The organism is Enterobacter sp. SLBN-59, assembly GCF_024807915.1.
GTDB lineage: Bacteria > Pseudomonadota > Gammaproteobacteria > Enterobacterales > Enterobacteriaceae > Enterobacter > Enterobacter asburiae_B.
This window is the reverse complement of record NZ_JANUFI010000001.1, coordinates 3,123,867-3,139,294: the sequence shown is the minus strand read 5'-3', so window position 1 is coordinate 3,139,294 and position 15,428 is coordinate 3,123,867. Positions and strand designations below refer to the sequence as shown.

At 57.8% G+C, this 15,428-nt stretch carries 16 protein-coding genes; 8 read left to right on the top strand and 8 right to left on the bottom strand.

Annotation, left to right across the window (positions count from 1 at the left end):
- Positions 1-27: 27 nt before the first annotated feature.
- A complete protein-coding gene (gene fucO, locus M2422_RS14935; protein WP_064673057.1) occupies positions 28-1,176 on the top strand; it encodes a lactaldehyde reductase in 1,149 nt (382 codons plus the stop codon).
- Positions 1,173-1,487, top strand: a complete 315-nt coding sequence (rhaM, locus tag M2422_RS14930; protein WP_045888508.1) for an L-rhamnose mutarotase — start codon at positions 1,173-1,175, stop codon at positions 1,485-1,487. Before fucO ends, rhaM begins: the two co-directional genes overlap by 4 nt.
- Here rhaM and M2422_RS14925 read toward each other — a convergent pair.
- From M2422_RS14925 to M2422_RS14910, 4 genes are all read right to left on the bottom strand, one after another.
- Complete coding sequence (locus tag M2422_RS14925; RefSeq protein ID WP_064673056.1) at positions 1,475-2,752, bottom strand: MFS transporter; 1,278 nt, start codon at positions 2,750-2,752, stop codon at positions 1,475-1,477. The genes rhaM and M2422_RS14925 overlap by 13 nt on opposite strands.
- A gap of 44 nt (positions 2,753-2,796) precedes the next feature.
- Positions 2,797-4,920: an alpha-galactosidase gene (locus tag M2422_RS14920; protein ID WP_064673055.1), complete on the bottom strand. Its 2,124-nt coding sequence runs from the start codon at positions 4,918-4,920 to the stop codon at positions 2,797-2,799.
- 104 nt (positions 4,921-5,024) lie between these two features.
- Complete coding sequence (locus M2422_RS14915) at positions 5,025-6,020, bottom strand: LacI family DNA-binding transcriptional regulator (RefSeq protein ID WP_064673054.1); 996 nt, start codon at positions 6,018-6,020, stop codon at positions 5,025-5,027.
- Positions 6,021-6,037: 17 nt separating this feature from the next.
- Entirely contained in the window at positions 6,038-6,586 is a 549-nt protein-coding gene (locus M2422_RS14910; protein WP_033146956.1) for a helix-turn-helix domain-containing protein, read from the bottom strand.
- Between the two features lie 103 nt (positions 6,587-6,689).
- Between M2422_RS14910 and M2422_RS14905 the strand changes: the two genes are divergently transcribed.
- Both M2422_RS14905 and M2422_RS14900 read left to right on the top strand, forming a co-directional pair.
- Positions 6,690-7,349, top strand: a complete 660-nt coding sequence (locus M2422_RS14905; RefSeq protein ID WP_023309745.1) for an AzlC family ABC transporter permease — start codon at positions 6,690-6,692, stop codon at positions 7,347-7,349.
- The gene (locus M2422_RS14900) at positions 7,349-7,672 is read left to right on the top strand and encodes an AzlD domain-containing protein (RefSeq protein ID WP_033146957.1); all 324 of its coding nucleotides are present in this window, start codon (positions 7,349-7,351) and stop codon (positions 7,670-7,672) included. The genes M2422_RS14905 and M2422_RS14900 overlap by 1 nt, the downstream gene beginning before the upstream one ends.
- Before the next feature lie 39 nt (positions 7,673-7,711).
- On the opposite strand, the gene M2422_RS14895 is transcribed toward M2422_RS14900, so the two are convergent.
- A complete protein-coding gene (locus M2422_RS14895; RefSeq protein ID WP_033146958.1) occupies positions 7,712-7,924 on the bottom strand; it encodes a DUF1471 domain-containing protein in 213 nt (70 codons plus the stop codon).
- A 114-nt stretch (positions 7,925-8,038) separates the two neighbouring features.
- Positions 8,039-8,875 carry a formate dehydrogenase accessory sulfurtransferase FdhD gene (gene fdhD / locus M2422_RS14890; protein WP_064673053.1) on the bottom strand — a complete coding sequence of 279 codons (837 nt, stop codon included), beginning with the start codon at positions 8,873-8,875 and terminating at the stop codon, positions 8,039-8,041.
- A gap of 373 nt (positions 8,876-9,248) precedes the next feature.
- Here fdhD and fdnG point away from each other — a divergent pair, with 373 nt between their 5' ends.
- From fdnG to fdhE, 4 genes are read left to right on the top strand one after another with little or no spacing between them, the layout of a single operon-like run.
- Positions 9,249-12,299, top strand: coding sequence for a formate dehydrogenase-N subunit alpha (gene fdnG, locus M2422_RS14885; protein WP_259141308.1), 3,051 nt, complete (start codon positions 9,249-9,251; stop codon positions 12,297-12,299).
- Positions 12,300-12,311: 12 nt separating this feature from the next.
- Positions 12,312-13,214, top strand: coding sequence for a formate dehydrogenase subunit beta (fdxH, locus tag M2422_RS14880; protein ID WP_010436855.1), 903 nt, complete (start codon positions 12,312-12,314; stop codon positions 13,212-13,214).
- Positions 13,211-13,846, top strand: coding sequence for a formate dehydrogenase cytochrome b556 subunit (gene fdoI, locus M2422_RS14875; RefSeq protein ID WP_010436852.1), 636 nt, complete (start codon positions 13,211-13,213; stop codon positions 13,844-13,846). The genes fdxH and fdoI overlap by 4 nt, the downstream gene beginning before the upstream one ends.
- Complete coding sequence (fdhE, locus tag M2422_RS14870; RefSeq protein ID WP_023309751.1) at positions 13,843-14,772, top strand: formate dehydrogenase accessory protein FdhE; 930 nt, start codon at positions 13,843-13,845, stop codon at positions 14,770-14,772. Before fdoI ends, fdhE begins: the two co-directional genes overlap by 4 nt.
- A 39-nt stretch (positions 14,773-14,811) precedes the next feature.
- Here fdhE and M2422_RS14865 read toward each other — a convergent pair whose 3' ends face one another.
- The gene (locus M2422_RS14865) at positions 14,812-15,183 is read right to left on the bottom strand and encodes a type II toxin-antitoxin system VapC family toxin (RefSeq protein ID WP_080298642.1); all 372 of its coding nucleotides are present in this window, start codon (positions 15,181-15,183) and stop codon (positions 14,812-14,814) included.
- Positions 15,184-15,185: 2 nt separating this feature from the next.
- On the bottom strand, positions 15,186-15,428 hold the full coding sequence (locus M2422_RS14860; protein WP_023309753.1) for a ribbon-helix-helix protein, CopG family: 243 nt from the start codon (positions 15,426-15,428) through the stop codon (positions 15,186-15,188).

Genomic DNA, 15,428 nt, shown 5'->3' with positions numbered 1-15,428 from the left:
AAACGTTGATCGTTAAGGAGAATTATCATGAGCTTTATGTTGGCACTTCCAAAAATCAGCCTTCACGGCGCGGGCGCAATCGGCGATATGGTCAACCTGGTAGCGAACAAACAGTGGGGAAAAGCGCTGATTGTCACCGACGGCCAGCTGGTGAAGCTGGGCCTGCTCGACAGCCTGTTTACCGCGCTGGACGCCCATCAGGTGTCGTATCACCTGTTCGATGAGGTGTTCCCGAACCCGACGGAAGCGCTGGTGCAAAAAGGATTTGCGGCATACCGGGACGCGGAGTGTGATTACGTGATTGCCTTCGGCGGCGGCAGCCCGATTGATACCGCCAAGGCGATTAAAATCCTCACCGCCAACCCCGGCCCGTCAACCAATTATTCCGGCGTCGGCAAGGTGAAAAATGCGGGCGTGCCGCTGGTGGCAATTAATACCACCGCAGGCACGGCGGCGGAGATGACCAGCAATGCGGTGATCATCGACTCCGCACGTCAGGTGAAAGAGGTGATTATTGACCCAAACATCATCCCGGACATCGCCGTGGACGATGCCAGCGTGATGCTCGATATTCCCGCCTCCGTGACCGCCGCAACCGGTATGGATGCCCTGACCCATGCCATTGAAGCCTACGTGTCCGTTGGCGCGCACCCGCTGACCGACGCCAACGCGCTGGAAGCAATTCGCCTGATCAACCTGTGGCTGCCGGAAGCGGTCGAAGACGGTCATAACCTTGAGGCGCGCGAGCAGATGGCGTTTGGTCAGTATCTGGCGGGCATGGCGTTTAACAGTGCAGGTCTCGGCCTTGTGCATGCCCTGGCGCACCAGCCGGGCGCGACGCACAACCTGCCGCACGGCGTGTGCAACGCCATCCTGCTGCCGATCGTCGAAAGCTTTAACCGCCCGAACGCGGTCGCGCGTTTTGCCCGCGTGGCGCAGGCGATGGGCGTCGATACCCGCGGCATGAGCGATGAAGCCGCCAGCATGTCCGCCATTCAGGCGATTCGCGACCTGAGCGCTCGCGTCGGCATCCCTGCGGGCTTTAGCCAGCTCGGCGTGACCAAAGCCGATATTGAAGGCTGGCTGGATAAAGCGCTCGCCGATCCGTGTGCGCCGTGCAATCCGCGCGCCGCCAGTCGTGAGGAAGTTCGCGAGCTCTATCTGGAGGCACTATGATCCGCAAAGCCTTTGTGATGCAAGTAAACCCGGACGCGCACGAGGAGTACGCGCGCCGCCACAATCCAATTTGGCCGGAGCTGGAAAAGGTGTTGAAAGACCACGGCGCACACCACTACGCCATTTATCTCGATAGGGCCCGCAGCCTGCTGTTTGCGACCGTAGAGATTGAATCGGAGGAGCGCTGGAGCGCGGTAGCGAATACCGACGTCTGCCAGCGCTGGTGGAAACATATGGGCGACGTCATGCCGTCGAACCCGGATAACAGCCCGGTGAGTACCGAGCTGAAAGAGGTCTTTTACCTGGACTGATGTGTTAACGCTGCTGCCCCCGCGGCGGCGGCGATCTCCTGCCTGCTGCTCAGCGTAAACGCCGACACCACCGTAATCGCCAGCACGAAACACCCCAGCATCAGATACGTCTCCTGGAAGCCGATCCGGTCATACATATTCCCGGCAAAAGCGGAGAGGAAAATGGCCGCCGACTGCTTGGAGAACTGGAAGCCGATCAGATAGATAGTCGCTGACAGTCGGGTATCAAACACCCCGGTGATGTACTTAAATGCGCCCACCAGCAGGAACGGGACTTCCAGCGCGTGCAGCATCTTGAGGGCAATCACCTCCACGGCGGTGGTGGCGAACGAGGAGCCGATAATGCGCGTCGCCATAATCACCCCGGCGATCAGCAGCGTGTTCTTCGCGCCGATGCGGTTAATGATCCACGGCGAGCAAAACATAATGATGGCGTTACAGATTTCCCCCGCAGTCGTTGCGAAACCAAAGGCGCGGGTTCCTTCCTGCGGCGTGGCGAAGAAGGTTTTAAAGAAGGTGGCAAACTGCTGGTCGAAAACGTCATACACGCAGGCCACGCCAATCACATAGAGGATAAACATCCACATTCTGCGCTGGCGGAACAGGTTGAACACGGTTTTGGCGGTGATTTGCGGCTGGTTCGCTCCCAGGGCATCCATGACCTGCGCCGTCTGGTTGGGCTTTGGCTTCGCCACCACCAGCAGCAGCATCAGCAGCAATGCCGCTCCCGATCCCATCCAGAAAACGTACGACGGATCGATGCCGAACAGGATGCCGCCCGTTGAGGCGCACAAGCCCCAGCCGAGGCAGCCAAACATCCGCGCCTTGCCGTACTCAAAGAAGCTGTTGCGGCTCACGCGCTCAATGTAGGCCTCAATCGCCCCCGATCCGGCCGAAAATACAAAACCGATATACAGCCCGCCGCTCAGCGCGCCCAGCCAGATATTGACTTTCAGCAGCGGCGCGAAGACGTACAGGAAGAACGGCGCGAACAGAAACAGCAGCACCGCGATGATCCACAGGAGGTGTTTTTTTAGCCCCAGCTTGTCCGAAATCACGCCCAGCACTGGCTGGAAGGCGATAGCCGACAGCGAGATGCAGGAGAAGACAATCCCGGTGTGGGTTTTATTCAGGCCGATGATGTCCGACAGCCAAATCGGCAGGAACGGAAAGCAGGTGGCCATGATGAAGAAGTAGAGAAAGAAGAACAGCCCAAAGATCCAGAAGTTAGGGTTGTATTTGTAGGTACAGGTTGTTGTGTTCATTATTTTTATCCTCAACGGAGGGCCGGCTGCCCGGCCCGTCACCCTTACACGCGTTCAACGCCAATCAGAATGGCGGTTTCCGGATCCAGAATCGGCAGCGCAATGCCCGCCTGCATCAGCCACTCGCCGCTCACCGTTTGCGGCGTTTCCATCCACGCCGGCAGCTTGCGCATGGTGTGCCCTCCTTCACCCGTAATCTGAATATTCGGGTGATCGAGCAGCGTGACGCGGTACCGCGCGCTGGCCTCCAGCCCCGCCATGCGCAGCGGCATCATCAGGCTGTAGTCCGGCATCGCGAGCTGGCTGACCATAAACAGCCCCTGAGCCTTATCTTCGCTAACAATACCCTGCGCCAGCGTGGTGGCGTCCGGCATATCAATTCGCCACTGGGTGCCGTGATGAATGACATTCCGCCACTGCTTGTGCAGCGCGGCGTAATGGCGATAGCCTTCGCGCTCCCGTGCGTCCACGGTGAGCGGATCCAGCTCCAGCCCCATATGGCCAAACAGAGCCGTCAGCCCGCGAAACTGGATGCTATGCTGGCGGAAGGTGGCGTGGCATTGATGATGACCGATATGCGCACCCATCACCTCCGGCGGGAAGAAGTAGCTCATGCCGCGCTGGATGGTGCTGCGCTCCAGCGCGTCGTTGTTGTCGGACGCCCAGAAGCGGTGGCTGCGGGTCAGTACCTCATAATCAATGCGACCGCCGCCGGAGGAGCAGGATTCAAACTCAATATGCGGGAAGCGCTCGCCCAGCACGTCCAGCAGGCGGTAAAACTGACGGGTCTGAGCGTCGGCGGCGGCTTTACCGTTGTGTCCAGGCTGCACCAGCTCGCGGTTCATGTCCCACTTCACGTAGTCGACCGCATGCTCGCCCAGCAGCCAGCTCATGCGCTCCACCAGGTAATCAAAGGCCTCCGGGATGCTGAGATTGAGCACCAGCTGGTGTCGTCCGGTCGCCCGGGGATAGCCCGGCAGCGCCAGTACCCAGTCAGGATGCGCACGGTACAAATCTGAATCCGGGTTAATCATCTCCGGCTCAACCCAGATGCCAAACTCCATGCCGAGCCGTTTGACGTGGTCGATCACCGGCGTCAGGCCGTTCGGGTATTTTTTCTCGTCCAGATACCAGTCGCCCAGCGCGGCATGGTCGTCATTGCGGCCTTTGAACCAGCCGTCATCGATGATGAAGCGCTCCACGCCCAGCGCGGCAGCCTCGTCGGCCATGCGCTTAATGTAGTCCGGATCGTGGTTGAAGTAGATCCCTTCCCAGGTATTGAGGTGCACCGGGCGCGGTTTGTTTTCCGGGAAGCGGATGACGTTGCTGCGCAGGTAGCGATGAAACGGCTGGCTCATGCCGTTCAGGCCCTGCGTGGAGTAGCTGGCGTACAGGCGCGGCGTCCAGAGCGTATCGCCCTCCTCAACCGCCATTTCACCCGGCAGGTAGAGCGCTTCGGCCTGAAGATAGCGACGACCGTCGGTTTTCGCTTCCGCGCGCAGGCGGTGATTACCGCTCCAGCCCAGATGCACGCCCCAGACGTCGCCCTGCATTTCGCTGAACGACGGCGTACCGGCAATCAGCGCCGGGAAGTGCTCGTGGGAGGTTTTACCCCGACGGTTTTCAATCACGAAGCTGTCGTGTTCAAGCTTTACGCGGTGCGGCTGAAACTCTCTGATCCAGCGTCCGTGGAAGGCCATCACCTCCTGCGCGCGCTCGGCCACCGGCAGCGTGACGGCGAAACGGTCAACCTGCCAGGGGATCGCTTTCAGGTTCGTTAAACCGTGACGAACCACCAGCACGCCGCTGACATCCAGCGCCAGCTCGCTGGTCAGGCGCAAGCCCGCATGCTCATCTTCGGCGGTAATCGTCAGGGTGTTTACGTCCTGATGCACCTGCGTGGTTTTGAACACCGGGGAACCGTCCAGCCCCTGGCGATGACCCTCAATGCCAGGCGAACCAAACAGACCATGCCCCAGCTCGGCCATCAGCGTGACCGGGGAGTCGACGTCAAGCCTGCCGTTGGCAACAGGACGTGCGAGAATAGCAACATCCTGAGGCGAAAAGTGCTGAAGGTGAGGCCCCCAGTAGAGAATTTCGGCGAACGGATGGGTTTTGATCACCACGTCTACCGTCGTGGTTTCGAGTCGTAAAACGGGATCTTGCATCAGACATCTCCTGTCATCGGGATGATCTGAGTGTTGATCCGAAACGTTTCGGATACAAACCAAAACGTTTCGGTTCTGTGATCGGGTTTAAAATTTTGCGGTATTTAGGCCGTCTGGCCCGGAGAGAATTCAGGCTGCCAGAGCACCTGAAGCTGTTCAATATCGTCGCCGCTAATCAGCTGGCGCACCATATTGGCAATCTGTTTCCCGACGCCCTGGCGGGTGGACTGGATCACCGACGCCACCTCAATATCAACGATGCTGTCCTGCGGCAGGCCATCATAGACCACCAGCGAGACGGCGTTGTCGCCGGATAAACGCCCCATCTGCGCCAGCGCCATCGCCGCGCCGTCGCCGTGGGTGTTGCAGTCGGTGATGATGGCCGTTGGCGGCTGCGGCAGGGCAAGCAGTTCTTTCGTGGTGGCATACCCGACGCGGCGCGAAGGCGGCATGGCGCGCAGCCATTCGCTGGAAAGCCCGGCTTCCCGCAGGGCGTCGAGATAACCCTGACGGCGCTGGGTGATAAACGCCTGATTGTTGCTTTCGCCAAGTAGCGCGATACGCTTATGGCCTTTCTCGATCAGCCAGCGGGTCGCCTGCCAGGTACCGGCATAGTTGTCGAAGTCAAACCACGCATACGGCTGCGGGAGGTGGCTGCGCCCAAGCGCCAGGAAAGGAAAACCGGCGGCCTGAAGCTGCACAAGACGCGGATCGTGATCCAGCGTGTGCGCCACGATCAGCGCGTCGACGCGTCGGCTTTGCACCATGCGCATATAGCTGTGCTTATCCGCCAGATCGTCGTCGGCGATGAGCAATAAGTCGATCTCATGTCGCGCCAGTTCATGGCTAATTTCGCCGACCATGTCCATAAATACGCTGTTATTGAGCGGAACAGGATGTACGGGAAACACCAGCCCGACGGCGTCAATTTTGCCCATCTTCAGGCGGCGGGCAAAGGTGTTTGGTCGGTAACCACGGCGCTGAGCCTCAGCTTCCACGCGTGCGCGCGTCTCGGCGGAGACGTCGTCATATCCGTTGAGGGCGCGGCTGACGGTGGTGACTGACAGCCCCAGTTCTTTAGCAATGGCTTTAAGCGACATGAGTTTCCGTATCTCTGTTAGTTTTGTTCCGCCACCAGCAGCGCGTGCGTATCCGGCTCCAGCGCCTTAAAGATATGTGGCAGATCGGCGGGATAACAGATGTAATCTCCCGGGCCGAGTTCTTCGGCCGCGTCGATCAGGCCCACTAACGCGCGCCCCTGCGTCACAATAATGTGTTCAACGGACCCCGGCGGATGCGGCTGGGAAATGCGGTCTGCGCCCGGCTGGGTAAGCAGGAGGTATACGTCGCGTCGCGCGCCAGGCGGACATGCCGCCAGCAGTATCGCCTCGTAGTTGGCCTGTCCGGCAACGACCTTCGTACCTTCACCACGACGGATCACCTGAGTGGTAGGCTGCTGTGGTTCAAGCAGGCGGGCAAAAGGAATATCCAGCGCCACGCAAAGCGACCACAGCGTTTCGAGGCTAGGGTTACCGTTGCCTGACTCTAGCTGAGAAAGCGTGGATTTTGCGATCCCGGCACGGCGAGCGATTTCCGCCAGTGAAAGCCCGGTTCGCAGGCGTTCTCGCACCAGGCTTTTGGCGATTACGCTGATTGGCTGCGTCATAAAACGACCTCTTTGTTCTTTAAATCGAACGAATCGTTCATCTTGAAAAACACTTCTGTTGCGTTCATTATAATGGATACCCGTTCGATATGGCTAAAAATGTATGAAGCATCATCTCTCTTGCCTGAAAGGCGACACCATAAAAGCAATCATCCTGGTCTGCCTCGCGGTCGGCGTGGTCGGGATGTCATACGGCTCCCTGGCGATGGCCTACGGTTTTCCGGTCTGGGTACCGTTTGTACTCTCCATCACCGTACTCGCGGGCGCGTCAGAGTTTATGTTTATTGGCATCGTGGCAAGCGGCGGTAACCCGCTGGCGGCCGCAGCCGCGGGGTTACTGGTCAACGCGCGGCACGTGCCGTTTGGCGTGACGGTGCGTGAACTGGTCGGCAAACGTGGCCTGAGCCTGTTGGGCTGCCACATCATGAACGACGAAAGCGTGGTGTTTGGCCTGTCGCAAAAAACGCCCGAACAGCGCAAAGCGGCGTACTGGCTATGTGGTTTAGGCGTGGCGATTGTCTGGCCACTGGGGGCCCTGCTGGGCGCTATGGTCGGCAAGCTGCTGCCGGATCCGGAAACCATCGGGCTGGATGCGGTATTCCCGGCCATATTGCTGGCGCTGGTGGTTCCCGCGTTTAAAAACCGTACCACGCTGATCCGCGCCTGCAGCGGCGCCGCGCTGTCACTGGCCGCCGTGCCGTTTGCCCCGGTGGGATTACCGGTGCTGCTCTCCTTACTGGGTCTCGCTGCGAGGAAAAAATAATGGGAAATATGACGTTTTTTATTCTCGGCATCGCCATTTTGTCTGCGGGAACGTATCTGATGCGTCTTGGCGGGGCGAAACTGGGCAGCAGGCTGGCATTGTCAGAGCGTTCACAGGCGCTGCTGTCAGATGCGGCAACGGTATTGCTGTTTTCCGTGGCGCTGGCGACCACCTTTTATGAAGGTGACCACTTTGCCGGCATGGCGCGCGTGCTGGGCGTGGCGTTTGCGGTATTTCTGGCCTGGCGGAAAATGCCGTTAATTGTGGTGATCGTGGCGGCGGCAGTGGTAACCGCGCTGCTGCGCGTGGCGGGCATAAACTAAAAAAGCGCCCCGGGGGCGCTCTTTCGACGGTGTGACAGCTTATTTAGTCAGTTCAGCAGTCATGTGTACGCGGTTACCTGAGAACGCCTGGGTAATTTTGTAAGATGATGCGCCAGCATCCTGAGCCTGAGCCGCGATTTTAGCTTCTGCGCCATCAATGGTAGAGGCGGTAGCGGTCACGGTCTGTGCAGCGAAAGAACCGAAAGAAGTAGCCAGAGCGATTACAGCGACAAAAGTTTTGATGCTTTTCATGATATAAACCCTTTCATTAAGTTGTTTAGGTAAGGCACCGTGCCTTGATGAGATAAATACTAGACCTCATCACGAACAACTAAAAGCGGAAGGATTTGCTATTATCATTCAAAATTATTGATTAACAATTAATCGCTGCGGATGGGTATAAATCGTCGCCCTTCCCGGCTTGCAGAAGCCCACCAGCGTCAGGTTGCAGCGTTCCGCCACCTCCACCGCCAGCGTGGTCGCCGCCGACACCGCGAACAGAATTTCCACACCGCACATCGCCGATTTTTGCACCATCTCATAGCTGGCGCGACTGGAAACGAGTGCCGCCCCCTGCATCCAGACATCACTTTCACGCGCACGGCGACCGAGCAGCTTGTCCAGCGCCACGTGGCGGCCCACGTCCTCGTGGCCCCCGGCAATATCGCCCGACGGCAACACCCATGCCGCCGCGTGCGTGCAGCCGCTCAGCTGGCCGATGGGCTGTACATCGTTCAGGTGCTCGAGCGCATGGTCGAGGTGAGCCAGATTAAAGATCTGAGTAAACGGCAGTGGCGCAACGGGTTTGCCAATATCATTGAGCTGCTCAACGCCACACACGCCGCAGCCGGTACGCCCGGCCAGCGCGCGGCGGCGCTCTTTCAGCCCCATAAAGCGGCGGCTGGAGAGTTCGATTTGCACTTCAAGGCCGTTGCAAGCCTGCACCACATCCATGCCGTAGATCTCCTGCGGATGGTCAATGATGCCTTCCGAGAGGGAAAAACCGATGGCGAACAGCTCGAGATCTTTCGGCGAAGCCATCATCACCACATGGGAGATACCGTTGTAAACGAGCGCAACGGGCACCTCTTCCGCCAGAAAATCCGGCGTGGCATGGGTAATGTGGGGCGGTCTGTGTACCGACAGTTCCACAATGCCCGCAGGCAGGGGGGACGAGTGGGGAGCACGGTTTTGTTTAGACACAACGGTATTCCTGAACAACCACGGAGGTGAGCCTGCTATTGCATCACAAACAACAGGGCTTACGCATAGTATGGATCAACTTTTCAGCATCAAGTTTACCTACTCACTTGTGAGAGGTACAACAAAACGCATGCTACACCCCTTTAACATGCGGGGTTAATAATGTGATTAATATCACACTTTATAGTCAACAGGGTGATAATACGTTCACTTTGTATTAACGCCATTAGAACAGCTGTACCGACATTGTGGTATTCTGATGATATCCCTCGTGGAATTGAGGGATTAACGCAAATTTTTCTCCTTTGCGGTCAATTCTCAACCGCGAAGTTAAAACTACATATGTAAGCAATGTCGAAACAAGGAGTGACCCATGCAGGTCAGCAGAAGGCAGTTCTTTAAGATCTGCGCTGGCGGTATGGCAGGCACCACGGCAGCGGCACTGGGCTTTGCGCCCGGCGTAGCGCTGGCGGAAACGCGGCAGTATAAACTGCTGCGCACCCGTGAAACCCGTAATACCTGTACGTACTGCTCTGTCGGTTGCGGGCTGTTGATGTATAGCCTCGGCGACGGTGCTAAAAACGCCAAAGCGTCTATTTTCCATATCGAAGGCGACCCGGATCATCCGGTCAACCGCGGCGCATTGTGCCCGAAAGGGGCCGGTCTGGTGGACTTTATCCACTCCGAAAGCCGCCTCAAGTTCCCTGAATATCGCGCGCCTGGCTCCGATAAATGGCAGCAAATCAGCTGGGAAGAGGCGTTCGACCGCATCGCAAAACACATTAAAGAAGACCGCGATGCCAACTTTGTTGAGAAGAACGCCGACGGCGTCACGGTCAACCGCTGGCTCTCCACCGGGATGCTGTGTGCCTCTGCTTCCAGCAACGAAACCGGTTATTTAACCCAGAAATTTACGCGCGCACTCGGTATGCTCGCGGTCGACAACCAGGCGCGTGTCTGACACGGACCAACGGTAGCAAGTCTTGCTCCAACATTTGGTCGCGGTGCGATGACCAACCACTGGGTCGACATCAAGAACGCCAACCTCATTGTGGTGATGGGCGGTAACGCCGCTGAAGCGCACCCTGTCGGGTTCCGCTGGGCGATGGAAGCCAAAATCCACAACGGTGCGAAACTGATTGTGATCGATCCCCGCTTTACGCGTACTGCGTCAGTGGCGGATTTCTACACCCCAATTCGTTCAGGTACTGACATCACTTTCCTGTCAGGCGTATTGCTGTACCTGATGACCAACGAAAAATATAACCGCGAATACACCGAAGCCTATACCAACGCCAGCCTGATCGTGCGTGAGGATTACCACTTCGAAGATGGCCTGTTCAGCGGTTACGACGCCGAAAAACGCAAATACGATAAAACCAGCTGGAACTACGAGCTGGATGAAAAAGGCTTTGCGAAGCGCGACACCACCCTGCAACATCCGCGCTGCGTGTGGAACCTGCTGAAAGAGCACGTTTCCCGCTATACGCCGGAGGTGGTTGAGAATATCTGCGGTACGCCGAAGGCAGATTTCCTGAAGGTGTGCGAGCTTATCGCCGAGACCAGCGCGAAAGATAAAACCGCGTCGTTCCTGTACGCCCTCGGCTGGACGCAGCACTCCATCGGCGCGCAGAACATCCGTACCATGGCGATGGTTCAGCTCCTGCTCGGCAACATGGGGATGGCAGGCGGCGGCGTGAACGCCCTGCGCGGTCACTCCAATATTCAGGGTCTGACCGACCTCGGCCTGCTGTCTCAAAGCCTGCCGGGTTACATGAACCTGCCAAGCGAGAAACAGACCGACCTGCAAACCTACCTGACGGCCAGCACGCCTAAACCGCTGCTCGAAGGCCAGGTAAACTACTGGGGCAACTATCCGAAGTTCTTCGTCTCGATGATGAAAGCCTTCTTCGGCGACAAAGCGACGGCTGAAAACAGCTGGGGCTTTGACTGGCTGCCGAAGTGGGACAAGGGTTACGACGTTCTGCAGTATTTCGAGATGATGCACCAGGGCAAAGTGAACGGCTATCTGTGCCAGGGCTTTAACCCGGTTGCCTCGTTCCCGAACAAGAACAAGGTTGTTGAGTCTCTGTCGAAGCTGAAGTTCCTGGTGACGATTGACCCGCTCAATACCGAGACCTCAACCTTCTGGCAGAACCACGGTGAATCGAACGACGTCGATCCGTCGAAGATTCAGACCGAAGTGTTCCGTCTGCCGTCGACCTGCTTCGCGGAAGAGAACGGTTCTATCGTCAACTCCGGACGCTGGCTGCAGTGGCACTGGAAAGGTGCGGACGCCCCGGGCATCGCCATGAACGACGGCGAGATCCTGGCCGGTATCTTCTTACGCCTGCGTAAGATGTATGCGGAAGAAGGCGGCGCGAACCCGGAACCGGTGCTTAATATGAGCTGGAACTACTCGACGCCGGAAAACCCAGCGCCGGAAGAAGTGGCGATGGAGAGCAACGGTAAGGCGCTGGCGGACGTTATCGACCCGGCCACCGGTACCGTGCTGGCGAAGAAAGGCGATCAGCTCAGCACCTTCGCGCACCTGCGCGATGACGGTACCACGTCAAGCGGCTGCTGGATCTTTGCCGGTAGCTGGACGCCGAAAGGCAACCAGATGGCCAACCGCGATAACGCCGACCCGTCGGGCCTTGGCAATACGCTGGGCTGGGCATGGGCGTGGCCGCTCAACCGCCGCATCCTCTATAACCGCGCATCCGCTGACCCGCAGGGCAACCCGTGGGATCCGAAGCGTCAGCTTCTGAAGTGGGACGGCGCGAAATGGGGCGGCGTGGATATTCCGGACTACAGCACTTCCGCACCGGGCAGCGACGTTGGGCCGTTTATCATGCAGCCTGAAGGGATGGGGCGTCTGTTTGCTATCGATAAGATGGCGGAAGGTCCGTTCCCGGAACACTACGAGCCGTTTGAGACGCCGCTGGGTACCAACCCGCTGCACCCGAACGTGGTCTCTAACCCGGCAGCCCGTATCTTCAAGGGCGATTTCGAAGCGCTGGGTAAAAAGGACAAGTTCCCGTACGTGGGTACCACCTACCGTCTGACCGAGCACTTCCACTACTGGACCAAGCACGCGCTGCTTAACGCCATCGCGCAGCCGGAACAGTTTGTGGAGATCGGCGAGAAGCTGGCGGGCAAGCTCGGCATTGCCCATGGCGATACCGTGAAGGTCTCCTCTAACCGCGGCTATATCAAGGCCAAGGCGGTGGTGACCAAGCGTATCCGCACGCTGAACGTTCACGGTCAGCAGGTGGATACCATCGGTATTCCGATCCACTGGGGCTATGAGGGCGTGGCGAAAAAAGGGTTCATTGCGAATACCCTGACGCCGTTCGTCGGCGATGCGAACACGCAGACGCCGGAGTTTAAGGCCTTCCTCGTGAACGTGGAAAAGGTGTAACGGAGACGACTTATGGCTTATCAATCTCAAGACATTATCCGTCGTTCCGCGACAAACAGTTTCACGCCCGCGCCTCAGGCGCGGGACCACCAGCAGGAAGTGGCGAAGCTTATCGACGTGACCACCTGTATCGGCTGTAAAGCCTGTCAGGTGGCGTGCTCGGAGTGGAACGATCTGCGTGACGAAGTCGGTCACAACGTCGGGGTGTACGACAACCCGGCGGACCTGACCGCCAAGTCCTGGACGGTAATGCGTTTCTCCGAAGTTGAGCAGAACGACAAACTGGAATGGCTTATCCGCAAAGACGGCTGTATGCACTGTGCGGATCCGGGCTGCCTGAAGGCATGTCCGTCAGAAGGGGCTATCATTCAGTATGCCAACGGCATCGTCGACTTCCAGTCCGAACAGTGTATCGGCTGCGGCTACTGCATCGCGGGCTGCCCGTTCGACGTACCGCGCCTGAACCCGGAAGACAATCGCGTCTACAAATGCACGCTGTGCGTTGACCGCGTCACCGTCGGCCAGGAGCCTGCGTGCGTTAAGACCTGCCCAACCGGCGCTATCCACTTTGGCTCCAAAGAGGATATGAAAACGCTGGCGGCAGAGCGCGTGGGCGAGTTGAAAACCCGCGGTTACGACAACGCGGGCCTGTACGATCCGGCCGGAGTTGGCGGTACGCACGTCATGTACGTGCTGCACCACGCCGACAAGCCGAACCTGTATCACGGCCTGCCGGAGAACCCGGAAATCAGCGCCACCGTGAAGTTCTGGAAAGGCATCTGGAAACCGCTGGCAGCGGTCGGTTTTGCTGCCACCTTCGCAGCGAGCATCTTCCACTACGTCGGCGTTGGTCCGAACCGCGCGGAAGAGGAAGACGACAACCTGCATGAAGAGAAAGACGAGGTGCGCAAATGAGAAAACGTGACACCATCGTGCGCTACACCGCGCCGGAACGCATCAACCACTGGGTCACCGCCTTCTGCTTCATGCTGGCGGCGATAAGCGGGCTGGGGTTCTTCTTCCCGTCCTTCAACTGGCTGATGCAGGTACTGGGTACGCCGCAGCTGGCGCGCATCCTTCACCCGTTCGTGGGTGTGGTGATGTTTGCCTCGTTTATCATCATGTTTTTCCGCTACTGGCACCATAACCTAATCAATCGGGATGATATCTTTTGGGCGAAGAATATTCGTAAGATCGTCGTCAACGAGGAAGTGGGTGATACCGGGCGTTATAACTTCGGCCAGAAATGCGTATTCTGGGCGGCGATTATCTTCCTGGTCCTGTTGCTGGTGAGCGGCGTGATCATCTGGCGTCCGTACTTTGCGCCTGCTTTCTCAATCCCGGTGATCCGATTCGCGCTGATGCTGCATTCATTTGCCGCAGTGGCGTTAATTGTGGTTATCATGGTGCATATCTACGCCGCCCTCTGGGTGAAAGGCACCATTACCGCGATGGTGGAAGGATGGGTAACCAGCACGTGGGCGAAGAAACATCACCCGCGCTGGTACCGTGAAGTCCGCCAGAAACAGGAAAAGTCATCTGAATGAGTATTCGCATAATCCCGCAAGATGAGCTGGGGTCGAGCGAGAAACGCACGGCGGATTATATTCCGCCGTTGTTATTCCCCAGACTCAAGAACCTCTACAACCGCCGCGCAGAGCGTCTGCGCGAGCTGGCAGAGAACAACCCGCTGGGTGATTTTCTGCGCTTTGCCGCGCTGGTTGCCCACGCGCAGGAAGTGGTGCTGTACGACCACCCGCTGCAAATGGATCTGACTGCGCGCATCAAAGAAGCCAACGCGCAGGGCAAGCCGCCGCTGGACATTCACGTCCTGCCGCGCGACAAGCACTGGCAAAAGCTGCTGCATTCTCTGATTGCCGAGCTGAAGCCGGAGATGAGCGGCACCGCGCTGGCGGTCATTGAGAATCTGGAAAAGGCCTCTGACCTGGAGCTGGAAGAGATGGCGAGCGCGCTGTTTGCCTCCGACTTCGCTCTGGTGAGCAGCGATAAAGCGCCGTTTATCTGGGCTGCGCTGTCGCTCTACTGGGCGCAAATGGCAAGCCTGATCCCCGGTAAAGCCCGCGCCGAATACGGCGAGGCGCGCCAGTTCTGCCCAGTCTGCGGCTCCATGCCGGTATCGAGCATGGTGCAAATCGGCACCACTCAGGGGCTGCGCTACCTGCACTGCAACCTGTGCGAAACCGAGTGGCACGTGGTGCGCATCAAGTGCAGCAACTGCGAGCAGACCCGCGATCTGAACTACTGGTCGCTGGAAAATGAAGAAGCGGCAGTGAAAGCCGAAAGCTGCGGCGACTGCGGCACTTACCTGAAGATTCTGTATCAGGAAAAAGACCCGAAAGTCGAAGCGGTGGCCGACGATCTCGCCTCGCTGATTCTGGATGCGAAGATGGAGCAGGAAGGCTTTGCCCGCAGCTCGATCAACCCGTTCCTGTTCCCGGGTGAAGGGGAGTAATTCCCTCTGACAGTGCCGGGCGGCGTAAGCTTGCCCGGCCTATAGTTGGTAAGGTGAAACGACTCCAGTAATGCCCGAAAAGTCTTTCGTGTTTCGAGAAATCAACGGACAATTTCTGCTCTGAGCTGTGGCCAGAATGATAGCATCAGGCAGTTTCATTCCATGCTTCTCGCGCAGAATTACGCTTCTTTCAGCGATATCTCGGGTGATATCAATAATCTCAAATACGCCCATCACTGTCGCAGTTTTCGCTTCGTGACCATGTTTGCGGGCCCCCACCATGACTTCCATCCATGTGATCAGACTAATGGCTCGATGCGAAGCTGTGCGATCAATTGCATCCGCAGCCTCAACGCGATTATTAAAAAGATCGATGAGTATATTGGTATCGAACACCGCCATGTGCTCCATGATTACCACTCCTCACGCAGCTTGCGTTCATACTCAAGCCCATCTTCCTGCTGATTTCCCCACAAACCAAGCGCATCGCGGATAACCGATGAACTTTGCTGGTCAAGATATTGCTCAATGGCTTCCCGAAGCAATTCGGCACGAGGCCGGTTACGCAGCTGCTTCAGATTATCCAGTCGTTGAATTACGTCATCAGACAAATCGATCAGAATTCTGCCCATATCAAGATCCGCGGAAAGACTCAT